At 35.2% G+C, this 24,188-nt stretch carries 19 protein-coding genes; 14 read left to right on the top strand and 5 right to left on the bottom strand.

The window, feature by feature from the left end:
• The first annotated feature begins 106 nt into the window (after positions 1-106).
• Positions 107-2,572, top strand: coding sequence for an HD domain-containing phosphohydrolase (locus BN3326_RS14535; protein WP_069999974.1), 2,466 nt, complete (start codon positions 107-109; stop codon positions 2,570-2,572).
• Positions 2,573-2,694: 122 nt separating this feature from the next.
• Here the strand turns inward: BN3326_RS14535 and BN3326_RS14530 are convergent, their stop codons facing one another.
• From BN3326_RS14530 to gatC, 5 genes are read right to left on the bottom strand one after another with little or no spacing between them, the layout of a single operon-like run.
• Positions 2,695-4,782 (bottom strand): glutamine synthetase III family protein, encoded by a 2,088-nt coding sequence (locus BN3326_RS14530; RefSeq protein ID WP_069999973.1) that lies wholly within the window; start codon positions 4,780-4,782, stop codon positions 2,695-2,697.
• Positions 4,783-4,835: 53 nt separating this feature from the next.
• Positions 4,836-6,143: an aspartate--tRNA(Asn) ligase gene (aspS, locus tag BN3326_RS14525; RefSeq protein WP_070000148.1), complete on the bottom strand. Its 1,308-nt coding sequence runs from the start codon at positions 6,141-6,143 to the stop codon at positions 4,836-4,838.
• A gap of 30 nt (positions 6,144-6,173) precedes the next feature.
• Positions 6,174-7,613, bottom strand: coding sequence for an Asp-tRNA(Asn)/Glu-tRNA(Gln) amidotransferase subunit GatB (gene gatB, locus BN3326_RS14520; RefSeq protein ID WP_069999972.1), 1,440 nt, complete (start codon positions 7,611-7,613; stop codon positions 6,174-6,176).
• 21 nt (positions 7,614-7,634) lie between these two features.
• The gene (gene gatA / locus BN3326_RS14515; protein ID WP_069999971.1) at positions 7,635-9,083 is read right to left on the bottom strand and encodes an Asp-tRNA(Asn)/Glu-tRNA(Gln) amidotransferase subunit GatA; all 1,449 of its coding nucleotides are present in this window, start codon (positions 9,081-9,083) and stop codon (positions 7,635-7,637) included.
• 17 nt (positions 9,084-9,100) lie between these two features.
• Entirely contained in the window at positions 9,101-9,385 is a 285-nt protein-coding gene (gene gatC, locus BN3326_RS14510; RefSeq protein WP_069999970.1) for an Asp-tRNA(Asn)/Glu-tRNA(Gln) amidotransferase subunit GatC, read from the bottom strand.
• Positions 9,386-9,961: 576 nt separating this feature from the next.
• Between gatC and BN3326_RS14505 the strand changes: the two genes are divergently transcribed.
• The 13 genes from BN3326_RS14505 (at position 9,962) to BN3326_RS14445 (ending at position 24,123) form a co-directional block, all read left to right on the top strand.
• Positions 9,962-11,068, top strand: a complete 1,107-nt coding sequence (locus BN3326_RS14505; protein WP_069999969.1) for a class II glutamine amidotransferase — start codon at positions 9,962-9,964, stop codon at positions 11,066-11,068.
• Complete coding sequence (locus tag BN3326_RS14500; RefSeq protein WP_069999968.1) at positions 11,058-12,563, top strand: glutamate synthase-related protein; 1,506 nt, start codon at positions 11,058-11,060, stop codon at positions 12,561-12,563. Before BN3326_RS14505 ends, BN3326_RS14500 begins: the two co-directional genes overlap by 11 nt.
• A 13-nt stretch (positions 12,564-12,576) precedes the next feature.
• Complete coding sequence (locus BN3326_RS14495; RefSeq protein WP_069999967.1) at positions 12,577-13,008, top strand: 4Fe-4S dicluster domain-containing protein; 432 nt, start codon at positions 12,577-12,579, stop codon at positions 13,006-13,008.
• Between the two features lie 3 nt (positions 13,009-13,011).
• Complete coding sequence (locus tag BN3326_RS14490; protein WP_069999966.1) at positions 13,012-14,250, top strand: NAD(P)/FAD-dependent oxidoreductase; 1,239 nt, start codon at positions 13,012-13,014, stop codon at positions 14,248-14,250.
• Positions 14,240-14,962, top strand: coding sequence for a GltB/FmdC/FwdC-like GXGXG domain-containing protein (locus BN3326_RS14485; protein WP_069999965.1), 723 nt, complete (start codon positions 14,240-14,242; stop codon positions 14,960-14,962). The genes BN3326_RS14490 and BN3326_RS14485 overlap by 11 nt, the downstream gene beginning before the upstream one ends.
• Before the next feature lie 63 nt (positions 14,963-15,025).
• Positions 15,026-16,342, top strand: a complete 1,317-nt coding sequence (locus BN3326_RS14480) for a glutamine synthetase family protein (protein ID WP_069999964.1) — start codon at positions 15,026-15,028, stop codon at positions 16,340-16,342.
• Between the two features lie 42 nt (positions 16,343-16,384).
• Positions 16,385-16,954 (top strand): ANTAR domain-containing response regulator, encoded by a 570-nt coding sequence (locus BN3326_RS14475; RefSeq protein ID WP_069999963.1) that lies wholly within the window; start codon positions 16,385-16,387, stop codon positions 16,952-16,954.
• A gap of 21 nt (positions 16,955-16,975) precedes the next feature.
• The gene (gene dapF, locus BN3326_RS14470) at positions 16,976-17,812 is read left to right on the top strand and encodes a diaminopimelate epimerase (RefSeq protein WP_070000147.1); all 837 of its coding nucleotides are present in this window, start codon (positions 16,976-16,978) and stop codon (positions 17,810-17,812) included.
• 11 nt (positions 17,813-17,823) lie between these two features.
• Entirely contained in the window at positions 17,824-19,023 is a 1,200-nt protein-coding gene (locus BN3326_RS14465; protein ID WP_069999962.1) for an LL-diaminopimelate aminotransferase, read from the top strand.
• 446 nt (positions 19,024-19,469) lie between these two features.
• Positions 19,470-20,267 carry a DUF429 domain-containing protein gene (locus BN3326_RS14460; RefSeq protein ID WP_069999961.1) on the top strand — a complete coding sequence of 266 codons (798 nt, stop codon included), beginning with the start codon at positions 19,470-19,472 and terminating at the stop codon, positions 20,265-20,267.
• A 225-nt stretch (positions 20,268-20,492) separates the two neighbouring features.
• Positions 20,493-21,335 (top strand): PhzF family phenazine biosynthesis protein, encoded by an 843-nt coding sequence (locus BN3326_RS14455; protein WP_069999960.1) that lies wholly within the window; start codon positions 20,493-20,495, stop codon positions 21,333-21,335.
• A gap of 1,257 nt (positions 21,336-22,592) precedes the next feature.
• Complete coding sequence (locus tag BN3326_RS14450; protein ID WP_069999959.1) at positions 22,593-23,081, top strand: RNA polymerase sigma factor; 489 nt, start codon at positions 22,593-22,595, stop codon at positions 23,079-23,081.
• Positions 23,074-24,123 (top strand): hypothetical protein, encoded by a 1,050-nt coding sequence (locus BN3326_RS14445; RefSeq protein WP_069999958.1) that lies wholly within the window; start codon positions 23,074-23,076, stop codon positions 24,121-24,123. The genes BN3326_RS14450 and BN3326_RS14445 overlap by 8 nt, the downstream gene beginning before the upstream one ends.
• Positions 24,124-24,188 lie beyond the last annotated feature (65 nt).

Here is a 24,188-nt window from a genome sequence, read left to right as displayed (position 1 = left end):
TTTATAAAATATTTATTAAGATATCCTTTTTATATCTTAATATTCAAATTATAAGAATTACATGAATCTATACATACAATCGTTTTATCTGGAAGGAGGACAGCCTATGAAGATCGGATACAAGACTTTTATAATCGCCGCTGTGAGTACCCTTTTAGTGGTACTTCTGACTTATTTCGTCTTTCATATTTCATATTTTGGTTATATCAATACAAATCAAGAGCAGCAAATAAAAAGAAGCTTTGAAGTTATAGACCATATGCTCTATAACGAAAGAGATATCCTCAGAAGCACACTTATTGATTGGGCCTATTGGGATGATACTTATGATTTTATAAATACCAATAATACACAATATATTGACTCAAATTTAGATCATAGTACATTAGAAGCCCTAAAATTAAGAATGATGATTTTCTTAAATACTAAAGGTGACATTGTTCATAATATTAACCTAAATCTGCAAAGCGATGTCGTTCATAGTATAACTAATAAGCTTCTATACCAAGAAAAAAGTCTGCAAAAAATCCAATCAAATACAGATATACATAGTACTAAACTTGGAATACTTCTAGTTAAAGATCAAACATTCTTGGTAGGTATATCTCCTATAACTGATTCTAGTCGCCAGGCTCTCACAAATGGTTATCTTATAATGGTTCGTGAGATTGATGAAAAACTATTAGGTTATATACGCAATGTAACGGGTGTTTCTTTGAAATTCGAATCCTATAATACTACGAGCTTTAAAAATCATGAAAAATTAAATACGCTTCTTCCTACTCTAGATGATCACCGCTCTAAAACTTTTTTAGAAGCAACACGTATTATAACTGACCTCAATGGTGAGAGTAATATATTGCTTACTGTCAAAAAAGAACATAAGAATTACGAAAATATTTATTATTACTTTAAACTATTTATCAGTGGCTTCTTATTTATTGTTCTGCTTGTTGGGATAATAAATATATTCATTATACATAAATATATTTTAAAAAGGCTTTTAAAGATTAATGATTTCCTAAATACTGTAGCAAAGACGAAGGATACCTCTTTAGTCTTATCTATGTCTGGAAATGATGAGTTTTATGAGCTTGCTGATTCTACTAATAAAATGCTTGCACAATTAGATACCGCTTATAAAAGTATTCAGCAAATGAACGAAAGATTTAGAATTATTATGGAAGCTACTAATGATGGTTATTTAGACTACTTTATCCATAAAAATGAAATCTATATGAGCCAAGAATGGAAACTTCTATTTGGATACGATGGCAGTAATCCTCATGAACTTTTTAGAATTTATGCCTCTAAAATTCATCCTGAATGCTATCCACGGGTAGATGATAGTTATCTCTCAGTTATTTCTGGGGTTTGTGATTACTTTAATTGTGAGTATAGAATTATGACTCATTCTGGACAAGTTATATGGGTATTACAAAGAGGTAAGGTTGTAGAAAAAGATGAACAAGGTCTGCCAATAAGATTGGTCAGCACCTTAACTAATATAACAGATCGCAAAACTCATGAAGAAGAAGTTTTGTTTTTGAGCTATTCAGATAAGCTTACTGGACTCAAAAACAGGGCTTATATGGAAGAACAATTCGAAGCCTTAGATCTTAATAAGACTACCCACTATTTCATTATCATGGGTGACCTAAATGGCTTAAAATTAACTAATGATGCTTTAGGACATAAAGAAGGCGATAGACTTCTTGGCATTGTAAGTAAAGTTCTTCTTGAAGTTTGTTCAAGGGATGATATTGTTTCTAGATGGGGAGGAGACGAGTTTGTTATACTCGTTAAAGATAATGATAAAAAGTATACTTCCAATCTCATTTCTAAAATACGAGAAGCCTGTGAAAATATTTCAGACTTTCATTTTAAAATAAGTATGGCCCTAGGCTACGCCGAAAAAAGTTCTGAAAATAGTGATACAGAGGCTGTAATGAACTTAGCAGAAAAAAGGATGTATCGTAATAAACTCATGGAAAATAAAAGTGCAAGAAGTGCTACTATCAACTCTCTTTCAAGAACCCTTCATGAAAAACACAGTGAAACAGAAGAACATACCATGCGTATAAGAAATCTAAGTCTGCAATTAGGTAAGCGGCTTCAGCTTTCTCAAGATAAATTAGATGAACTGGAACTTTTGGCTTTACTGCATGATATAGGTAAAATTGGCATTCCAGATCATATCTTACTTAAGCCTTCTAAACTGACTGATGAAGAATGGTACATTATGAAAACACATACAGAGATAGGTTATAGAATCGCGCAATCTACTCCAGAACTTTCTCATATTGCTAGTGGTATACTTGCTCATCATGAGAGATTTGACGGCACGGGATATCCTAATGGTTTAAAAGGTCAGGAGATACCTGTATCCGCTAGAATTATTAATGTGGTAGATGCTTTTGATGTCATGACACATCAAAGAGCATATAAGCAAGCATTTAACAAGGATTATGCAATAAAGGAAATACTTAAATGCTCTGGAACACAATTTGATCCACTTATTGCTAGTGAATTTATAAGTATGTTAAAAGCAAACACTTCCAATGCCAGGTAAGCTAAATAATAGAGATCAACCATTTAAGGTTGGTCTCTATTTACTTTGATAAGGATAAAGTATTTTTCCAATAGTAAAAAGGCGCCGGGAGTAGCGGCGCCTTTTTTGGAGTATCTATGTGATTATACGTAGAAGAGTAGGTCTACGTATGTTGGAAATGGCCAGTCAGCTGCAGATACAATTGTTTCTAATTCATCTGCTACACCACGAAGTGTCTGCATTGCTTCAAATACATATTCTCTAAAGAATTTAGCAAGTTCACGAACTTCTTCATAGTTTTTAGTTTCAAGTAATATATTATCAAGTTCATCAATCTTACTCATAAGTGACTCTGTAAGATTTGACAATTTTGTTGCATAAGCAATTTCTTTTTCTAAGCTAATATTAAGAGCAAGTTCTTGTTTAACTTTAAGTGTTTTAAATACTTCTTTGTTGTATTTAAGAACTGCTGGTAAAATCTCTTTTTTAGCCATTTCAAGCATGGTTAACGCTTCAATGTTGATAGTTTTAGCATAACCTTCTAACATAATTTCACAACGTGAAATAACTTCTGTCTTTGAGAAAATACCATATTTTTCAAATAATGCAATGCTCTTTTCTGATGCAAATGTTGGGATTGCATCTACAGATGATCTTAGGTTTGGAAGTCCACGTTTTGCAGCTTCTTCTACCCATGCATCGCTGTAGTTGTTACCATTAAAGATAACTTTTTTATGACTTGCAACTGTTTCTTTAACAATAGCAGCAACTTCTTTTCCAAAGTCTTGTGCATTTTCGAGTCTGCTTGCAAATTCATCAAGAACCTCTGCAACAGCTGTATTAAGTACAATATTTGCGCCTGAAATAGATGCAGATGATCCAAGCATTCTAAATTCAAATTTATTGCCTGTAAATGCAAATGGTGATGTTCTGTTACGATCTGTTGCATCTTTTGGTAATTTTGGAAGTGCTGCAACACCAGTTTCTAAAAATGCTTTAACACTAGGTTGTGCTTCTTCGCCTTTTTCAATAGCTTCTAAAATAGCTGTAAGCTCATCGCCAAGGAACATAGAAATAATCGCCGGTGGTGCTTCATTAGCCCCAAGTCTATGATCATTTCCTGCACTTGCAGCAGCAACTCTAAGAAGTTCTGCATACTTATCTACAGCTTTAATAACTGCACTTAAGAATAATAAGAATTGTGTGTTATCTTTTGGTGATTTGCCTGGCTCTAGAAGATTTTCACCAGCATTTGTTGAAATTGACCAGTTATTATGTTTACCTGATCCATTTACCCCTGCAAATGGTTTTTCATGAAGCAAGCATACAAGACCATGTTTGTCTGCTACCTTTTTCATAAGTTCCATTGTAAGTTGGTTATGATCAGTTGCGATGTTTGTTGTACTAAAGATTGGTGCAAGCTCATGTTGTGCTGGCGCAACTTCATTATGTTTTGTTTTAGCTAAGATCCCAAGTTTCCAAAGTTCTTCATCTAATTCTTTCATGTAATCAGAAACTCTTTGTCTTAGGTTCCCAAAGTAATGATCCTCAAGTTCCTGTCCTTTAGCTGGTTTTGCACCAAACAATGTTCTGCCTGTTAAAATAAGGTCTTTACGTTCTTTGTACATTGCTTTATCTACTAAGAAATATTCTTGTTCTGGTCCTACTGTTGTATTTACCCTAGTTACTGTTTTACCAAACAATTTCAAGATTCTTATAGCTTGAACATTAATAGCTTCCATTGAACGAAGAAGTGGTGTTTTTTTGTCTAATACTTCGCCACCGTATGAGCAGAAAGCTGTTGGAATATATAATGTACCATCTTTAACAAATGCATAAGATGTTGGATCCCAAGTTGTATAGCCTCTTGCTTCAAAAGTTGCACGAAGACCACCTGATGGGAATGATGATGCATCTGGCTCTCCTTTAATAAGTTCTTTACCTGAGAATTCCATAACAACTTTTCCATCTGCTGCTGGTGCGATAAACGCATCATGTTTTTCTGCTGTAATACCTGTCATTGGTTGGAACCAATGGGTATAATGTGTTGCGCCTTTTTCAATAGCCCAATCTTTCATAGCGCTTGCAACTACTTCTGCTACCTCTGGTGCAAGGCCATTTCCTTCTGCCATTGTCTTTTTAAGAGACTTGAAAATACTTTTAGGTAATCTTGCTTGCATTACTGTTTCATTAAATACGTTACATCCAAAAATTTCTTTTACTTCTGTCATTGCTAAATCCTCCTTATTTTACTCTTTTATTTTTATTTTTTTTTTGTTGTCTACTATGGTTCTAATCTATGAACATCTCTTGGGAACATACTTGCCTGCCTAATATTTTGAAGATTGAGAAGCTTCATGACGAGTCTTTCAAGGCCTATGCCAAGCCCGCCATGGGGTGGCATCCCATACTTATGAATATTTAAGTAATGCGTAAATTCTTCTGGGTGCATACCCATTTCCTTCATTTTGGCAACTTGTTCAGTATAATCGTGAATACGCTGCCCGCCTGTTGTAATCTCAAGCCCCCTAAATAATAAGTCAAAGCTTAGAGCAAATCTATCATCTTCCTTATCATTCATTGCATAAAATGGACGTTTTGATGCAGGAAAGTGTGTAATAAATACAAACTCACTGCCCCAGTTTTCTTTTGCATACTCACAAAGCAGCACTTCGTCCTCTGGTTCTAAGTCATATTTATTTTTTCCGCCCTTACCCTTCATAAGCTCTATGGCTTCTACAAAAGTAACTGATGGTATGGTATCTATTACAGGAAGAGTAACCCCTAAAACTTGAAGCTCTTCTTTGTAATTTTCATTAAGATAATTCATAACATGTTTAAGCATAGCTGTTTCCATTGTCATTATATCATACATACTATCTATAAATCCCATTTCAAAGTCAAGTCCAATATATTCATTAAGATGCCTTGATGTATTGTGCTTTTCAGCTCTATATACAGGTGCTATTTCAAATACTCTATCAAAAAAAGCAACTGAAGTTTGTTTATAGAATTGAGGACTTTGTGCAAGATAGGCTTCTTGGTCGAAATAGTCAAGCTTAAAGATATTGGCTCCACCTTCTGCGCCATGTGCCACTATTTTAGGAGTGAAAACTTGCGTAAAACCTTCCTTTAGCATAAATTCTCTAAATCCAGAAACAACGCCTTCTTGAATTTTGAAAATAGTTTTTTCATAAGGGTTTCTAAGTGCAACTGAACGATTATCTAAATTCGCTTCAAGTCCACATCCTATTTTCTTATGTGCAACATTAAGAGGATAATCCCCACTTGGTCTGCTTAATATCTCAAAATCTGTAAGCTGAAGTTCAAAACCTAGGTTTGCCCTTTCGTCTTCTTTAATATGCCCTTGTACTCTAATATAGCATCCTTCTCTTAAATCATCTATAGTCTTTTTACATTTATCTTTTTCATAAATAGCCTGAACAAGATATTTAGCCGTTCTAAGAATAATAAAAGAAAATTCACTCATTGTTCTAATCTTGTGTACACATGCTTCTATAGTTACTGTACTGTCTATATTTTGTTTGATATACTCTATATCCAGTGTTTTTTTAATTGATACGCCATCCATCTTTAACAAAAAAAACGCCTCCTTTCTAGCTTACTTAAGTTTATTAAGTTTTTCTTCAAGTATTTCTTTAATCTTCTTCGGATTAGCTCTGCCTGCAAGTCTCTTACTGCATTGCCCCATCAGAAAAGCAAATAATTTTTCTTTACCGGCAAGATAGCCTTCTACTTCTTTAGTAAATTCACCAACTACTGCATTTACTACTTCTTCTATTTCATCTGTACTATCATTCATAAGAAAGCCTTCATCTTTAGCAATCTGCTGTGGTGATTTTTGTCCTTCTAACATGATCTTTAAGATAGCTTTAGCATTGTTTTTATTAACAATTTCTTCTTCGCCCATTTTTACAAGTTCTGCAAACTCTTCGGCTTTAAAAGGAATGTTTTTACTATCAAGTTCTCCTTCATTAACATATCTTAAGAGTTCTACCACTATAAAGTTTGCTACTGCTTTATAATTTGGATAATGACTAATCGCTTCATTATACAAATCGGATATTTCTTTAGTGGCCACAAGGATCTTTGCATCCGCTCTATTTAAACCATATTCTTTGACATAAAGCATAAAACGCTCATCAATAAGCATAGGAAGTTCTTTTCTTATTGTTTCTATATCTTCATCTGTAATACTTACAGGGGTAACATCTGGCTCTTTAAAATAGCGATAGTCATGAGCATCCTCTTTAGAACGCATAGAAGTCGTTATACCTCTATTATCATTAAATCTTCTTGTCTCTTGAATAATCTCTTCTCCAGCGTTAAGCATTTTTGTTTGTCTTTCTATTTCATACTCGATCGCTCTTACAATAGACTTAAGGGAGTTAAGATTTTTGATTTCTACCTTTGTACCAAGCTTTGCAGCTTCCGGCGTTTTAAGAGAGATATTAACATCAGCTCTTAATGAACCTTCTTCCATTCGGCATAGGCTGACTCCTGCATACTGCAAAAGGCCTGCAACTTTCTCCACATAAGCTTTTGCTTCTTCACTTGATCCTATATCCGGCTCAGAAACAATCTCTATAAGTGGAACCCCACACCTATTATAATCTGCAAGACTTGTATTATCGATATCATCATGTACAAGCTTGCCCGCATCTTCTTCTATATGAATACGATGCACACGAATATATTTTTCTTCTTCATCTACATCTATTTTTACCTTCCCATCTATACATAAAGGTAAATCAAACTGTGAAATTTGATAAGCCTTAGGAAGATCAGGATAAAAATAGTTCTTTCTATCTATCTTTGAGAATCTGTTAATGTCACAGTTAAGTGCAAGGCCGCCTCGTATCGCATAGTTTACTACTTGCTTATTAAGTACGGGCAGTGTACCTGGAAGCCCAGTACATACTGGACAACATCTTGTGTTTTGTTCTCCCCCAAAATCTACCTCACAGCTACAAAAGATTTTTGTATTTGTAAGAAGCTGGGCATGTATTTCAAGTCCTATTACGGGAATGTATTTTGCCATTTCTATCACCTACCTCTTCTTTTATAGTTTAGGATTTTTAATTGTAAAGTTACTCTCAAATGCATCTGCTATTTGGAGTACTGTTGCATCATCGAAGGCTCTGCCTACTACAGACATACCTATTGGCATACCTATTTCGTCATAACCACAAGTTGTTGATATCGCTGGAAGTCCTGCAATGTTAACCGTTACAGTACAAATATCCGCTAAATACATCTTAACTGGGTCCCCTTCAATTTCTCCTATTTTAAAAGCTGTTGTAGGTGCTGTTGGTGTGATCATTGCATCACACTTTTCAAATATATTTTTGTATTCTGTTTTTATTTTCTGTTGTATATAAAGTGCCTTTTTATAATAGGCATCATAGTACCCACTAGATAGTGCATAAGTTCCAAGAAGAATTCTTCTTTTTACTTCTTCTCCAAACCCTTCTTTACGAGTACGGGTGATACGCTCTTCGTAAGTCTTAGCATCTTCTGCACAATAGCCAAATTTTATACCGTCATATCTGGCAAGGTTTGAGCTTGCTTCTGCTGAAGCTATAAGGTAGTATGCTGCTATCGCATACTTTAAGCTTGGCATGGAAACTTCTATAATATCCGCTCCCATTTTCTCATATTCTGATACAGCTTTAAGCACATTATCCTTAACGGTTTGATCTATGCCTTCTCCAAAAAACTCTTTGGGTATTGCCAGTTTTAAGCCTTTGATATCTTTGCCTAATTTACTGCTAAAGTTTATCTTTTGTTTTGATGAAGTACCATCTGAAGGATCTTGCCCTGATATTGTATTTAATACTGCTGCACAGTCTTTTGCACTATGAGCTAGAGGCCCTATTTGATCAAAAGAACTTGCAAAAGCCACAAGTCCAAATCTTGATACTGCCCCATAAGTTGGTTTCATCCCTGTGATACCGCAAAAAGCAGCCGGTTGTCTGATTGAACCTCCCGTATCTGACCCTAAAGATGCAGCTGCAAGTCTAGCTGCTACAGATGCGGCACTACCGCCTGAAGAACCGCCAGGTACTCTGGTTGTATCATATGGATTTTTTGTTCTTTTATAATAGGATGTCTGAGTAGAACCACCCATTGCAAACTCATCCATACTTACTTTCCCTAGTATAACCACATCTTCTGCTAATAATTTATTAACTGCCGTTGAATTATATGGGGGGATAAAATTCTCCAACATTTTAGAGCCACAAGTTGTACGTATACCCTCTACACACATATTATCTTTGATACTGATTGGTATACCTGTAAGAGGCATAGCTTCCCCTCTTGCAATCCTATTATCTGCGCATTCGGCACCTTTTAGTGCTTCTTCTTCACATACTGTAATATAACTGTCTACTTTATTATCTATTTGATTAATTCTATTAAGGTAATATTTTGTCAACTCCACGGATGATATTTCTTTTTGATCCAGCAGCTGTCTAAGCTCAAGAATACTCTTATCACATAGCTCCATAATTTCCTCCTAATTAACTACTCCATAATCTTTGGTACAACAAAAAAACCATCTTTTTTATGAGAGGCATTTTGAAGTATTTTTTCTCTGTCAAAAGAATCTCTTGACTTATCTTCTCTTAGATTCTCTGGGCTCACTCCTTCACCCTTTAAATCTTCATCCTCACCCATAGCTACATCATTCATGGTGTCCATTAAATCAACAATGGCACTCATTTCAGATACAAGTCTCTCCTTATCTGCATCATCAACCTGAAGCTTAGAGAGCTTTGCTAAATAAGTAATTAAATCAGTATCTAACATTCCTATCACCTACCTAATAGATTACTCCGATTTTTACTGCCCATCATAGGTTACTCCAATTCCCTATGATTTATTATACTAAACTGCTAAAAAATAAAAAACGCCACTTATCATAACATGAATTATGTTAATAAGTTAGCGCCATTGCTAAATTTTATTCTCTTTGTGACTCATTATACATTGTCAGATTTAAAATTTCAAGAGTTATTTTTTTAAGTGCCTTTTATTTTTTTAAATGAGGCTTCCCTATTTCCCATAATGCCTACTTTTTCAGCATATTCCCTCTTAAACATAACTTAATTTGCAATTAATTCCTCTTCAATAATCTTTTTATTGCTAAAAATTATAATTTACTCCTATTATATTATATTATTTTATAATAAGTACCAAAAATGACGCTTCTATTGAGATTTCCTGCAAAATCCATTGACTTTTTTCTATATAAATGCTATAAAATAATCATATACAAGAACAAAGGCGTTCTTTGGGTAAACCATACCCAAAGTGCGCCTTTTTTTGGTTATTTGGAGTGTCTGGAGTATCTTATAACAAAATTTTTTTAAGGAGAAATGCACTATGCTAAAAAAAGAAGGGCAAATCAGAATTCCTTCAGGATGTGCGATTTCGGGCTTTATCAATCGAAATGGCACGCGCATCGCTGGAGACAAAATAGTAAAATCCATCTCTTACATGCATGATCGTTCAAATGGTTTAGGTGGTGGTTTTGCAGGTTACGGAATTTATCCCGAATATAAAGATTTATATGCTTTTCACGTTTTTTATGAAGGCAGCACTGCAAGAGAAGAAACCGAAAGATTTTTAGAGGAACACTTTGATATCGTTAATCTCAGTCGCATACCTACTAGGAAACATAAGAATATTACCAATGAACCTTTAATCTGGAGATATTTTCTTGAGCCTATTTCTACAAAGCTCATAGCCTCTCAGCTTGAGGAAAAAGAATTTGTAGCACAGTCAGTTATCAATATTAATATCAAAATTGATGGTGCTTATGTCTTTTCTAGCGGTAAAAATATGGGTGTTTTTAAAGCGGTTGGTTTTCCAGAAGATGTTGGGGAGTTTTATAGACTCGAAGATTATTCAGGTTATGCTTGGACAGCCCATGGCAGATATCCTACTAACACACCAGGCTGGTGGGGCGGTGCTCACCCATTTGCACTTCTTGATTATACAATTGTACATAATGGAGAAATATCATCTTACGATGCTAACAGACGTTTTGTTGAGATGTTTGGTTATAAATGTACACTACTTACTGATACAGAAGTTATCACTTACATTATTGATTTATTAAACCGAAAACATAAATTAAGCATGGAAGATATTGCTAAAATTATTGCGGCACCTTTCTGGAGCAAAATAGATACACTTCCTGCAAAAGAAAAAGAAAAACTAACCCTCTTCCGCAATATGTTCTCAAGTCTTTTGATTACAGGTCCATTTTCTATCATTTTAGGCTTTGAAGGAGGTATTATGGCGCTTAATGACCGCCTTAAACTTCGTTCAATGGTGGCTGCTGAAAAAGATGATATGGTGTATATCGCTAGTGAAGAATGTGCAATCCGTGCAATCTGTCCTGAAGTTGACAGAATCTGGTCTCCAAAAGGCGGAGAACCTATTATCGTAACTTTAAATAACGGAGGTGGAGCGCATGGCAATTAATTATTTTTATCCTGACTATGAAATTGTTCGAAACGAGAAAAAATGTATCAAGTGTAAAGCCTGTCAAAGACAATGTGCAAATGAAGTACATGCTTATGATGAAGAATTAGACTGTATGAGTGCCGATGATGCGAGCTGCGTTGATTGTCAAAGATGTGTAAGTCTATGTCCAACAAGAGCTCTTAAAATAGTTGAAACAGATAATACCTTTAAGAAAAATGCAAACTGGTCTCAATCACTTATAACAGAAGCATACAGACAAGCTGGCAGCGGCGGTGTACTTCTATCGAGTATGGGTAACCCTCAACCTTATCCTGTGTATTGGGATAAAATGCTTATCAATGCCAGTCAGGTAACTAATCCTTCGATTGACCCTCTTCGAGAGCCAATGGAAACACAAACTTTTTTAGGTAAAAATCCTAAGACGATTGAATTCGATAAAGAAGGCAATATTATTTCAGAAACTTATCCTAACTTAAAACTTAATATTCCAGTGATGTTCTCTGCTATGTCTTATGGTTCTATCAGCAAAAATGCCCATGAGAGTTTAGCACGGGCAGCTTCAAAACTGGGTATCTATTATAACACTGGCGAAGGCGGTCTTCATGAAGACTTTTATCAATATGGCGCAAATACTATCGTGCAAGTAGCATCTGGTCGTTTTGGCGTACATAAAAAATACTTAGAAGCGGGTGCTGCTATAGAAATCAAAATGGGCCAAGGGGCAAAACCTGGTATTGGCGGCCATCTCCCGGGTACAAAAGTTGGAGAAGATGTCTCTAAAACGAGAATGATTCCAAGAGGAACAGATGCTATTTCCCCTGCACCTCATCATGATATCTATTCTATTGAAGACTTAAGACAGCTTATTTATTCACTTAAAGAAGCAACTGATTATAAAAAACCTGTTATCGTTAAAATAGCTGCTGTGCATAATGTAGCTGCCATTGCATCTGGTATTGCCCGTTCTGGTGCAGATATTATTGCAATTGACGGTTATAGGGGCGGTACTGGTGCTGCACCTACAAGAATCCGGGACAATGTAGGGATTCCTATTGAACTTGCCCTAGCTTCAGTAGACCAAAGACTTCGTGATGAAGGGATACGTAATGATGTTTCTGTCGTTGTTGGGGGCAGTGTCCGCAATGCGGCTGATATTGTTAAAGCCATTGCACTTGGTGCAGACGCTGTGTACATTGGGACAGCTGCACTTTTAGCACTTGGCTGCCACTTATGCAGAAGCTGTCATGGCGCTAAATGTAACTGGGGTATCGCAACCCAGCGCCCAGATCTTGTAAAGCGTTTAAATCCAGAGATTGGATACAAACGTCTCGTTAACCTTGTTCATGCTTGGGACCATGAAGTAAAAGAAATGATGGGTGGTATGGGTATTAACTCTATCGAATCTCTTCGTGGTAATCGTTTAATGCTTCGAGGCATTGGACTTTCAGAAAAAGAATTAGAAATCTTAGGCATTTCTCATGCTGGTGAATAAGGGGGGCAAAATAATGAAAAAAGTATATGTAAATGAAGACTGGTGCCTTGGCTGTCACCTTTGTGAATATCACTGCAGTTTTGCAAACAGCGGTAAGCCTGATATGGTTAAAGCTTTTAATGGGACTACAAAAACTACCCCTCGTATTGTGATAGAAGAAGGCGGCGATATTAACTTCGCCGTTCAGTGCAGACATTGTGATGAACCACTTTGTGTAAAAGGCTGTATTGCTGGTGCATTAACTATTACAGAGGGTGTCATTACAATAGACGATACGCGTTGTGTAGGCTGCTATACTTGTGTACTTTCTTGTCCATTTGGATGTATTGTAACAGACAATGAAAAAGTTGTTAAAAAGTGTGATCTATGTGCATCAAGAACTGGTGAACCAGCTTGTGTAAAAGGTTGTCCTAATGCAGCTATTGTCTTTGAGGAAAGGGGTTAAACTATGAATTATTTAATTATTGGTAACTCTTCCGCTGCTATTGGCTGTGTTGAAGGGATAAGAAAAATAGATACTGCTGGGACTATTACAATTATATCTGATGAATCTTACCATACTTATTCTAGACCTCTTATTTCTTATTGGTTAGAAGGTAAAGTATCAGATGATAAAATATTTTATAGACCAGAAGATTTTTATAAAAAACATAACTGTAATGTGATTCTTAGCAAAAAAGTCATCAAGATTGATAAAACTGCAAAGGAAGTTACGCTTGAAGATGATAGTATCCTTAATTATGATAAACTGCTCATTGCTACCGGTTCTCGTGCTTTTGTTCCTCCAATGGGCGGCCTGGATACAGTAAAAAATAAGTTTACTTTTATGAAGTATGATGATGCGAGAGCCGTAAAAGAAGTCCTAAGTCTTGATAGCAAAGTACTTATTATAGGTGCTGGTCTTATTGGCCTTAAAGCCGCTGAAGGCGTTTATAAAATGACTAAAAATATTACAGTGGTGGATCTTGCGGACCGTATACTTCCTAGTATTTTAGATCACGAGGGTTCTAATATTGTACAAAAACATTTAGAAAGTAAAGGCGTGCATTTTATTTTAAATGATAAGGTTTCAAAATTCACGTCAAATACTGCCCTACTTGATGGGGGTACTACTCTCACATTTGATATTCTTGTTGTTGCAGTTGGTGTAAGACCTAATACAGAGCTTGCAAGTGAATGTGGCTTAGAAGTTAATAGGGGCATTATTGTAGATGATACTTGTATGACTTCTGATGAAGCTGTGTACGCTGCTGGCGACTGCTGTGAAAGCTTTGACGTATCAACTGGTACAAGAAAAATACTTGCGCTTTTACCTAATGCTTATATGCAAGGAGAAGCAGCGGGCATTAATATGGCGGGCGGCCAAAAGAACTATGAAAATGCTATACCTATGAATGCCATTGGTTTCTTTGGTCTTCATATGATTACTGCAGGTAATTACGAAGGTGAAGCTTATACTTTAGAAACTGAGAGTGATTATAAAAAACTAGTTTATAAAGATGGTTTACTTAAAGGATACATTATGATTGGTGATGTGGCACGTGCTGGTATTTATACTTCTATTATTAAGGAGCAAATACCACTATCAGCGGTAGATTCAAACTTACTCTTTACAAAACCACAAATGATGTTATTTGGCAAAACCCGTAGACTTGAGAAACTAGGAGGTGTTAAAGTTGGAAATTAATGCATGCTCTCTTCATTTTCGTGATTTAAATGAAAAATTAAAAGCTTCTTTGGACGCTCATGTGGAAATTACTAACTGTCTTGGACATAGATACATAGGTTCAGGTGTTGCTGGTAAAACTATCGCTATTCATGGTACACCCGGTAATGCCCTTGGCGCTTATCTTGCAGGTAGTGAGATTACTGTTTATGGTAATGCGCAAGATGCTACTGGAGATACTATGGATACAGGTTCTATTATTATTCATGGAAACTGTGGTGACACAACTGGCTATGGTATGCGAGGCGGCAAAATCTTTGTTAAAGGTGATGGCGGCTACCGCATGGGTATTCATATGAAAGAATATAAGGAATGCAAGCCGGTTATTGTAATAGGTGGCAGGGTCGGCGATTTCTTAGGCGAATATCAAGCCGGAGGTCTTCTGATCGTACTTGGTTTAAATAGTGAAGGTAAAACGCCTGTAGGAGATTTTTGTGGTACAGGTATGCACGGCGGTGCCATTTATATTCGTTCAAATGAACTTCCAAATGATTTACCTAGTCAAGTTATGGCACAAGTTGCTACTTCCGAAGACTTAGAGGAAATAGCTGTGCATATCGATGAATTTTGTACAGCTTTTGATCTTGACTCCGAAACATTATTAAAAGATAACTTCTATAAATTGACTGCAAATTCTAAAAATCCATACAGACAACTTTACACACATCACTAATTGTTTTAAACTATTAATAATAGATAATTAAATTTATTATTTGCAATAATAGGAGGATGCTATATGTCATACAACAAGCTCGGAGCTTTAAGATTCGTAGAAGAAAATGACGTTAAATTTATAAAGCTCCAATTTTGCAACATTTTTGGAGAACTCAAAAATATTTCTATATCCTCAAAACAACTAAGTCGTGCCTTTGATGAAGGAATCGCCTTTGATGCTTCTTCCATCAAAGGCTTTGGAACAATTGAGGATTCTGAGTTATTTTTGTTTCCAGACCCTACTACCCTTTGTATTTTACCCTGGCGACCTCAGCATGGGAAAGTAGCAAGATTTTTTTGTGATATTAAAACCTCAGAAGGTGATCCTTTTGAGGGCGATAGTCGTTATATCTTAAAGCGTACATTTGAAAAAGCAAAAGAAATGGGATTTGTATTTAAAGTAGGGGCAGAATGTGAATTTTTCTTATTTAAAGCAGATGCTGAAGGTAATGCTACACTTGATCTTAGTGACGAGGCTAGTTACTTTGATATTGCGCCTTTAGATCAAGGTGAAAATACCAGACGCGAAATATGCTTAACACTTGAACAAATGGGCTTTGAAATAGAAACTTCGCATCACGAATCTGGCTTTAGTCAGCATGAAATAGACTTTAAATATGATAGTGTCATAGCCTCTGCCGATAATATCCTAAGCTTTAAAACTGTCGTAAAAACCATTGCTCAAAGAAATGGGCTTTATGCATCTTTTATGCCAAAACCTCTTATGGATACAAGCGGTTCTGGTATGCATATTAACATGTCTCTGCATAAAGATGGCGAAAATATATTTGATGTGAAGTCCGATAAGGAAATGCCTGATACAGCAAAGCACTTTATTGCGGGCATCCTTTCACATGTTAAGGAAATCAGTGCCATATCAAATCCAATTGTTAATTCTTATAAAAGACTTGTTTCTGGTTTTGAGGCACCAAGGCATATTACTTGGTCTTATAAGAACCGTTCTTCACTTATAAGAGTACCATGCGGCACTTCTGGCTATAACCGCATTGAACTTCGCAGCCCTGATACAACATGCAATCCCTATCTTACACTGGCACTTATTCTCTCAGCAGGTCTTGATGGCATTAAGAACAAAATGGAGCTTGTAGCACCTTTAACAACTAATGCTTATAAGCTAACACCTTCTGAACTGATTGATCTAGGCATAGATACATTGCCTGCAAGTCTGCATGAAGCTTTGTGTTACATGAAAGCTAGCGATTTCGTAAAGGAAACTATTGGTGAGCACTTATTCAAACATTATTTAGTACTGAAATCAGAAGAATGGAATATATATAATCAGACAATACATGACTGGGAAATAAAAAATTATCTTTAGTCTAAAGCTTAACTATAAATGATTGCAAAAGGAGTAGGAAGCGTGGAAAAGATATTGATCGTATCTACCCAAAAACAGTCTTCAGATGCCTTGTATGATATCATTAAACCGCTTGTTTTATCTGGTTATGATTATGCCTCCTCTGCGAGTGAAGCTCGGAGAAAATTTGACTACGCTGAGTATGATCTTACTATCATCAATGCCCCTCTAACTGATGAATTTGGCTCTGAGCTTGCTCTTGATATAGCAGAAAAATCTTTATCTGCTATACTTATTCTTGTGAAATCAGATCTTTTGGAACAGGTTCAAGAAAAAGTTGCTGTTACGGGTGCTTTTGTTGTAGGTAAGCCCATCAACAAGCATGTTTTATTACAATCTATACCTTTTGTCCTTAACTCTAAACAAATAATAGCTACCTTAAGAGAACAAAATAAAGCTCTTAAGAAAAAAATGGATGATGTCAAAGTCATAGAGCGTGCTAAATATTGTCTCAGTAAATATTTAGGCTTCGACGAAAAACAAGCTCATAGGTATATTCAAAAACAAGCCATGGATCTTAGAGTTTCTCCAAGAACTGTAGCTGATAACATTCTCAAGACTTATGAAGTATGATTTAGGGGTGTAATTATGAAAATTAACTTTACAAAAATGCACGGCATAGGCAATGACTATGTGTATGTCGATGGTTTTAAAGAAACAATAGAAAATCCAAATGCCTTTTCTGAATTTGTAAGTGACAGACATTTTGGTATTGGTTCAGATGGCTTGGTAATGATCTTGCCATCTGATGCTGCTGACTTTAAAATGCGTATGTTTAATGCAGATGGTTCAGAAGGCAAAATGTGCGGCAACGCTATTAGATGCGTTGGCAAATACGTTTATGAAGCAGGCTATACAAGTAATACGGAAATCTCTATTGAAACACTTAGTGGTATCAAATACTTAACTCTTGTTGTAGAGGATAATACTGTAGTTTATGTTGAAGTTGATATGGGTAAAGCAATACTTGTACCTAAAGAAATTCCTATTGTATCAGAGCTGGAGCACTTTATTAATCTGCCTATACATATAGAAGATAAAGATTATGGTATAACCTGCGTGTCTATGGGTAATCCTCATGCCGTTGTTTTCTGTGATGATGTAGATAATATTCCGCTTGAAAAAATAGGACCTAAATTTGAATTCAATGCGCTTTTTCCAGAAAGAATTAATACTGAATTTGTGCAAGTTATAGATGCATCCACTCTTAAGATGCGTGTATGGGAAAGAGGATCCGGTGAGACTTTTGCCTGCGGTACAGGTGCATGTGCCAGTGCTGTAGCTGCTGTACTAAATGGCTACTGCAAAAAAGACGATGAAATAACCGTTAAACTACTTGGTGGCGACTTAAAAATTACCTATCAAACAGATGAAACAGTTCTTATGAAAGGAACTGCAACTAAAGTCTTTGACGGTGTAATAGAATACTAGGAGGATGAATAATGGCATTTATTAATGAAAACTATTTAGAACTTAAGGACAGCTATTTATTTGCGACCATTGCAAAAAAAGTAAACGAATTTGTAGCTGCAAATCCAGATAAAAAACTTATAAGAATGGGGATTGGTGATGTAACACTTCCACTTACCCCTGTTGCACTTAATGCAATGCATGAAGCTATTGATGAAATGGGTAAAAAGGAAACTTTTAAAGGTTATGGTCCAGAACAGGGTTATGATTTCTTACGCGAAGCCGTTCAAGCTTACTATGAAAGCATGAAAGTTTCTCTTGAAGCAGATGAAATCTTTATTAGTGATGGCGCTAAAAGTGATGTAGGTAATATCACAGATATATTTGGAAATGAGAATGTTGTCATGATTCCAGATCCAGTCTATCCTGTGTATGTCGATACCAATATCATGTCAGGCCGTGAGATTGTTTACTTAGACTCTAATGCAAGCAACAATTTCTCACCAATGCCTCCTCAAGATGATGAAATTGCTCCAGATATTATCTACCTCTGCTCTCCTAATAATCCAACGGGTTCTGTTTATAACAAAGAGCAGCTTACAGCATGGGTAGACTATGCAAAAAATGCAGGGGCTGTTATTTTATATGATGCTGCCTATGAAGCTTTTATTCAAGATCCATCGCTTCCAAGAAGCATCTATGAAATTGAGGGAGCTAAAGAGTGTGCTATTGAATTCTGCAGTTTATCAAAAACTGCTGGCTTTACAGGAACACGCTGCGGCTATACGGTTGTGCCAAAGGCTCTTGTAGGTACAACTACAGATGGTGACGAAGTTGTTATTAATAAGCTTTGGAATAGAAGACAAACCACTAAGTTTAATGGCGTGCCTTATATTATACAAAAAGGTGCTGCTGCTATCTTTACAGCGCAAGGTCAAAAAGAAATTAAAGAAAATATCGCTTACTATATGGAGAATGCTAAGATTATTGCCCAGGCAATGCAAGATAAGGACATTGAGTATGTAGGTGGAGACAATTCTCCTTATATCTGGCTTAAATGCCCTGAAGGTATGAGTTCATGGGAGTTTTTTGATTATCTGCTTAATAAAATTGCGGTAGTGGGGACTCCTGGGGCTGGATTTGGTAAGAATGGCGAGGGGTACTTTAGATTGACTGCTTTTGGGGGTAGGGAAGCTACTATTGAAGCTATGGAGAGGTTTAAGAGCATCTAGTTTTCGCTACTCTTTATAGTAAAAGTTAGTTTATTGGGTTTATATAAGTCGTAAGATATGTTATATATCTTGCGGCTTTTTTTGTGTATCACATTAGTCTTCTCATTCATGGGGAGGGATAACTTTCACTTCTCCGTCGACAGGCTCCAAGTCGAATTGAAAGTTACCCCTCCCCATGAATTTTCAAATCTACTCTATTCTCCTTACTTCTACAGTATGGTATATTATTAATATAATATTTTAAATTATTGTAATATTATTTATGTCGTAGCAATTGTCTGTTAAACTTCACCTAATCGTACAAGATCAGATTTGAGTTTTTTCTATAAGTTTTCTTATAGTACAACTATGTATAATTATAAGTTAAAAAAACGGACACCTCACTCATGAGTGTCGGGAGTCCCGTAGTTAGTTGACATATTATACTAGATTTAGGGGGTGGTAATTTGAATGCATTAGGAATAGATGCAGCATGGACAGAAGTTGAACCGTCAGGAATTTCACTAATATCCTCTGATGATGGACATAACTGTAAAATATTAAGATTAGCTGACTCATATTATAACTTTTTGTATAAAAAGCAAAGTTTAGTTAATAAGCCTAAGGGTTCAAAACCTGAAATATATAAATTGATTAAGGATATTGAAGTTGAGGGATACAGTATCGATTGTATAGCAATTGATATGCCACTATCTAATCAATTAATTAAAGGCAGAAGAAGTTGTGAGAGTGAAATTTCTAAGGCTTATGGAGCAAAAGGAGCCGCGACTCATAGTCCTACTATTGAAAGGCCTGGAAGAATATCTTTTGACCTTGTCCAATCAGCCAAAGAATTAGGTTATAATTTATCAACTACTCATAATCAAATCAGAAATAAAGCATTAATTGAAGTATATCCACACACTGCGATAATTGAATATTTGGAGTTAGGCTACCGCTACGAATATAAAATAAGTAAGAAAAATAAATATAAAGATTGGAAATTTCTTTCAAAGCAAGAAAGGGATAGGAAGCTTATTAACAATTTAAATAACCTAGTAGAAAAGTTAAGCATAAGAATAAATAATATTAAAGACTATTTACCTTTATTAGATATCAATGCAAATTATGTTGGATGGTATCTTAAAGGATATGAGGATATAATTGATTCTTTAATTTCTTCACTAGTAGGAATGGATTATTTATTTGATAAAACAAAAGGGTATGGTGATGAAGATGGAACAATATGGGTACCTTCCGTATAATATATCACCTAACAAAGAGTTTACGGTTCCGCTACGCTGCACCTAAATTCATGAACCTAAGATAAGAGCTATCTAAGGTTCATGAACTTCGTAAACTCGAGGACGTTAAGCGTTGTATCAATATGAGTAGGGCTTTAGTGTCTTACTTTGTTATGGTTATAAATTATGGACTATTCAAATGAAGTATAATGAGCAACCTATAAATAGAGATTTGTGGAGGGAATTATGTCGAACTTAATTTATAGAATCTCCGCTTTTACAAAAGATATTCAAGGTGGTAATTCTGCTGGTGTTGTATTGGATGCAGATTTCTTTACTGATGAACAGATGTTAGAAATTGCTAAAAAGGTGGGGTATTCTGAAACGGCTTTTGTTATGAAGTCGGCTCTGGCCGACTTTAGAGTGAGGTTTTTTACACCTGTTGATGAGGTGGCTTTATGCGGGCATGCTACAATAGCTGTTTTTAATTTGTTAAGAGATCTAGGTTTAATTAGTATTGGCAATTATACGCAAGAAACAAAAGCGGGCATTTTAAAGATTCAGGTTCATAATGATTCTGTATATATGGAACAGAATCCCCCTGAGTTTTTTGAGTTAATTGATAAGACAGTGATTGAAGAATGTTTTAAAAGTCAGTTTAAGAATTATATTGGTGAGATGCCCATACAAATTGTATCAACGGGGCTTAAAGATATTATTTTGCCTGTTAAAAATTTAAAGACATTATTGGATATGCAGCCTGATTTTAAGTTGATTGATTTATTAAGCAGGAAATATGATGTGACTGGCATTCATGCATTTTGCCTGGACACCTTTACTGGATGTGAGGCACATACAAGAAACTTTGCACCAAGGTATGGAATTCCTGAAGAATCTGCTACTGGAACTTCTAACGGTGCACTGGCCTGTTATTTAATGAAGTATATGAGAAATGAATTTACCGGTAATTTCATTATTGAGCAGGGTTACAGTATGAAGAAGCCCTCAAAGATTATAGCTAAGTTGAACTTGGATGGTAATATAATAAAAGAAGTTTATATTGGTGGAAGCGCAGTTAGAAGCAAATAACATTTGTTGGCTACTTTTATGTGCTGCTAATATACGTTATCTTTTATATATCCACAAGAGACCATTCTAAACCCAGCGGTTGTATTACTAAATCTGATATATGTGCCATCGGTAAACTCTATAACCCCATTCCCACTTTTAAACTTATTCATAAGTCACTTGACTATTTCCTTAGAATATTTAAAGCCAAAAAAAGGTTAAGCGTTCAGTTTCATATGAGGCTGTGTGTGGGGCATCATATTCTATTGTATAGTCGTCAATCCAAATAGGCTTAAAGGCTCTATTGTTAGAACGATCTAAAACCTTACAGGATAGAGAAATATCGTCAAATATATTCACTAAATATAAAGGAATTTCATGGTCTGTTGCTTGAAACTCTTCACGGGAATTTATATCAAGAAAATGAGGGATTGTGCTAAAGCATAAATAACCATTGTTAATCTAACTAATAGAATAAGTAGTAAAGTTTTAACTTTTTGCATAAAATTCCTCTCAATATCATTTTGTGATATTTTATAAGCTACCACTCAAAAATATAACATACATTAAGAAAAGAGCATTTTTTGATGCCATAAGTAACACTTCTTGAATAAAAAATTCTTTTTATTAATACTATTCTATTAAAACCTCGCCAAAAGTCAAGATTATACCAATACTATTTAATAGCAGTAATGATCTACTCTCTGGTATTGTTTCTGCTTATGGATGGCAAAGCATAAAACTCCCTAAGTTATAATTTTCCTTGGAGTATACCGTCTTTATAAACTATTTTTCCATTAATCACGGTCATCCACACTGGCCCTGTTAATTCTCCCATGAATTTTTCACATCTACTCTATTCTCCTCACTTCTACAATATAGTATATTATTAATATAATATTTTAAATTATTAAATTTTTTTTAAGCTGTAGCAATTGTTTACTGAATTCATCTGATTGTATAAGATCAGATTTAAGTTTTTTCTATAGATCTTCTTATAGTACTACTATGTATAATTATAAGTTGAAAAATCGGGCACCTCACTCATGAGTGTTGGGAGTCCCGTAGTTCTACAAAATGGGTGCAAAAGGCTGGAACATCCCTGTTCTGATTTAGTGAGTAGTTCGCTGGAGCTTTAATCATGGGGTATTTGTAGCAGGCCCATTATTTATATAATTCCTTACTTAGCGTGCTATAAAGGCACGCTAAAATTTTATGTTTTTTGTGTAGCATTTTCTACTTCATACTGGTGTTAAGAGTAAAAGGAGGATTAGAAACATGCATCAACATCCATTGTGTATGAATGATTACACAGAAAAAGTGATTCGATATTATTCAGATATGGTATACCGCCTTGCCTTTGCTCGTACAGGAACAAAACATGATGCTGATGATGTTTTTCAAGAGGTTTTTTTTCGCTATGTGAAAAAGAAACCTGTATTCCAAGATGAGGAACATCGAAAGGCTTGGCTAATTCGAGTTACAATTAATTGTTCAAATAATTTCTGGAATTCTTCATGGAAGAAAAAAACACAGAAACTTACAGAAGAAATATTGTTCGAATCAGAAGAAACTGTAAATCTATATGCTGAATTGCAACAACTACCATTAAAATATCGTGAAGTCATTCATTTGTTCTATTACGAAAACATGTCACTTGAAGAAATAAGCCGTACCCTTAATAGAAAGAATTCAACAATTAGAACTCAACTCACACGAGCACGAATCATTCTAAGAAAATTTATGAAGGAGGAAGATTATGTTTAGAAAAAAGTATGATGAACTCAATAAACAAGTCCTCCCTAATGAAAATTTACTGCGAGATACCATTAGTGAGGCTAAAAAACTGGAAATAAAATGTGATAATAAAGTCTATTTATTCCGTAAGCCTGCCATAGCGTTAGTGTCCATTTGTCTTTGTTTATATCTTGCAATGCCAGCTTTAGCGGCTACAGTAGAACCAATATATCAACTTATGTATAGGGTTTCTCCAGCTATTGCACAGTTTTTTATGCCTGTCCAAAAATCTGATGAGAATAACGGTATAAAAATGGAGGTTGTATCAGCCTACATTCATGATAATGTAGCGGAAATTTATATAACAATGAAAGATCTAACAGAACAACGCATTGATGAAACCACAGATCTTTTTGACAGCTATTCAATTAATCGTCCGTTTGACAGTTCAGCTCGCTGCGAACGTGTTGGATATGACGAAAACACAAAGATAGCTACATTTTTAATTACTATTGAAGAAGGGGGCAACAAAGATATTTTGGGAGATAAAATAACATTCACCGTCCGTCAATTTCTAAGTCATAAAAAAACATATGAGGATATAGAAATCCCAATATCTCTTTCATCAGTTGATGTTGAACAAAAAACACAGAAGGTTTACAATATTACTGGGGGTGGTGGAATCAAGTATAACGAGTATATTGATTCGAGCGATAATATAATTGCCTTAGTTCCAGCGTCACCTATGAGTCAATTTACCGTAGATGGGATTGATTTGACGGGGATAGGTTACATTGATGGCAATCTTCATATTCAGACTTCAGTTAAAGATAATTTAGATAAAGATAATCATGGATTCTTTTATTTAAAAGACAGTAATGGCAATAACATAGATTGTAGCTATACTTTTAGCTTTGTAAATCAATACGAACAGCCAGGCCGAATTGACTATAGCAATTATGTGTTTGATATTCCACAAAGTGAAATTTCAAATTATACTTTGTACGGATATTTCGTAACTTCTGGAATGATAACTAAAGGAAACTGGAAAGTTACATTTCCTTTAGAATGATTAAATTAGCAAAGATTAGATAACTATGTGATTTGTCTAATCCAATAATTATTTTATTGATCGAC

It is taken from the genome of Cellulosilyticum sp. I15G10I2 (assembly GCF_900095725.1).
GTDB lineage: Bacteria > Bacillota > Clostridia > Lachnospirales > Cellulosilyticaceae > FMMP01.
The sequence above is the reverse complement of the archived record's forward strand: the minus strand, read 5'-3'. Positions and strand labels throughout refer to the sequence as shown.

Excerpts from the sequence above, each read along its gene's own strand:
- BN3326_RS14535 (WP_069999974.1), top strand. The coding sequence starts at position 107 with ATGAAGATCGGATACAAGACTTTTATAATCGCCGCTGTGAGTACCCTT.
- BN3326_RS14530 (WP_069999973.1), bottom strand. The coding sequence starts at position 4,782 with ATGACAGAAGTAAAAGAAATTTTTGGATGTAACGTATTTAATGAAACA.
- aspS (WP_070000148.1), bottom strand. The coding sequence starts at position 6,143 with ATGGATGGCGTATCAATTAAAAAAACACTGGATATAGAGTATATCAAA.
- gatB (WP_069999972.1), bottom strand. The coding sequence starts at position 7,613 with ATGGCAAAATACATTCCCGTAATAGGACTTGAAATACATGCCCAGCTT.
- gatA (WP_069999971.1), bottom strand. The coding sequence starts at position 9,083 with ATGGAGCTATGTGATAAGAGTATTCTTGAGCTTAGACAGCTGCTGGAT.
- gatC (WP_069999970.1), bottom strand. The coding sequence starts at position 9,385 with ATGTTAGATACTGATTTAATTACTTATTTAGCAAAGCTCTCTAAGCTT.
- BN3326_RS14505 (WP_069999969.1), top strand. The coding sequence starts at position 9,962 with ATGCTAAAAAAAGAAGGGCAAATCAGAATTCCTTCAGGATGTGCGATT.
- BN3326_RS14500 (WP_069999968.1), top strand. The coding sequence starts at position 11,058 with ATGGCAATTAATTATTTTTATCCTGACTATGAAATTGTTCGAAACGAG.
- BN3326_RS14495 (WP_069999967.1), top strand. The coding sequence starts at position 12,577 with ATGAAAAAAGTATATGTAAATGAAGACTGGTGCCTTGGCTGTCACCTT.
- BN3326_RS14490 (WP_069999966.1), top strand. The coding sequence starts at position 13,012 with ATGAATTATTTAATTATTGGTAACTCTTCCGCTGCTATTGGCTGTGTT.
- BN3326_RS14480 (WP_069999964.1), top strand. The coding sequence starts at position 15,026 with ATGTCATACAACAAGCTCGGAGCTTTAAGATTCGTAGAAGAAAATGAC.
- BN3326_RS14465 (WP_069999962.1), top strand. The coding sequence starts at position 17,824 with ATGGCATTTATTAATGAAAACTATTTAGAACTTAAGGACAGCTATTTA.
- BN3326_RS14455 (WP_069999960.1), top strand. The coding sequence starts at position 20,493 with ATGTCGAACTTAATTTATAGAATCTCCGCTTTTACAAAAGATATTCAA.
- BN3326_RS14450 (WP_069999959.1), top strand. The coding sequence starts at position 22,593 with ATGCATCAACATCCATTGTGTATGAATGATTACACAGAAAAAGTGATT.
- BN3326_RS14445 (WP_069999958.1), top strand. The coding sequence starts at position 23,074 with ATGTTTAGAAAAAAGTATGATGAACTCAATAAACAAGTCCTCCCTAAT.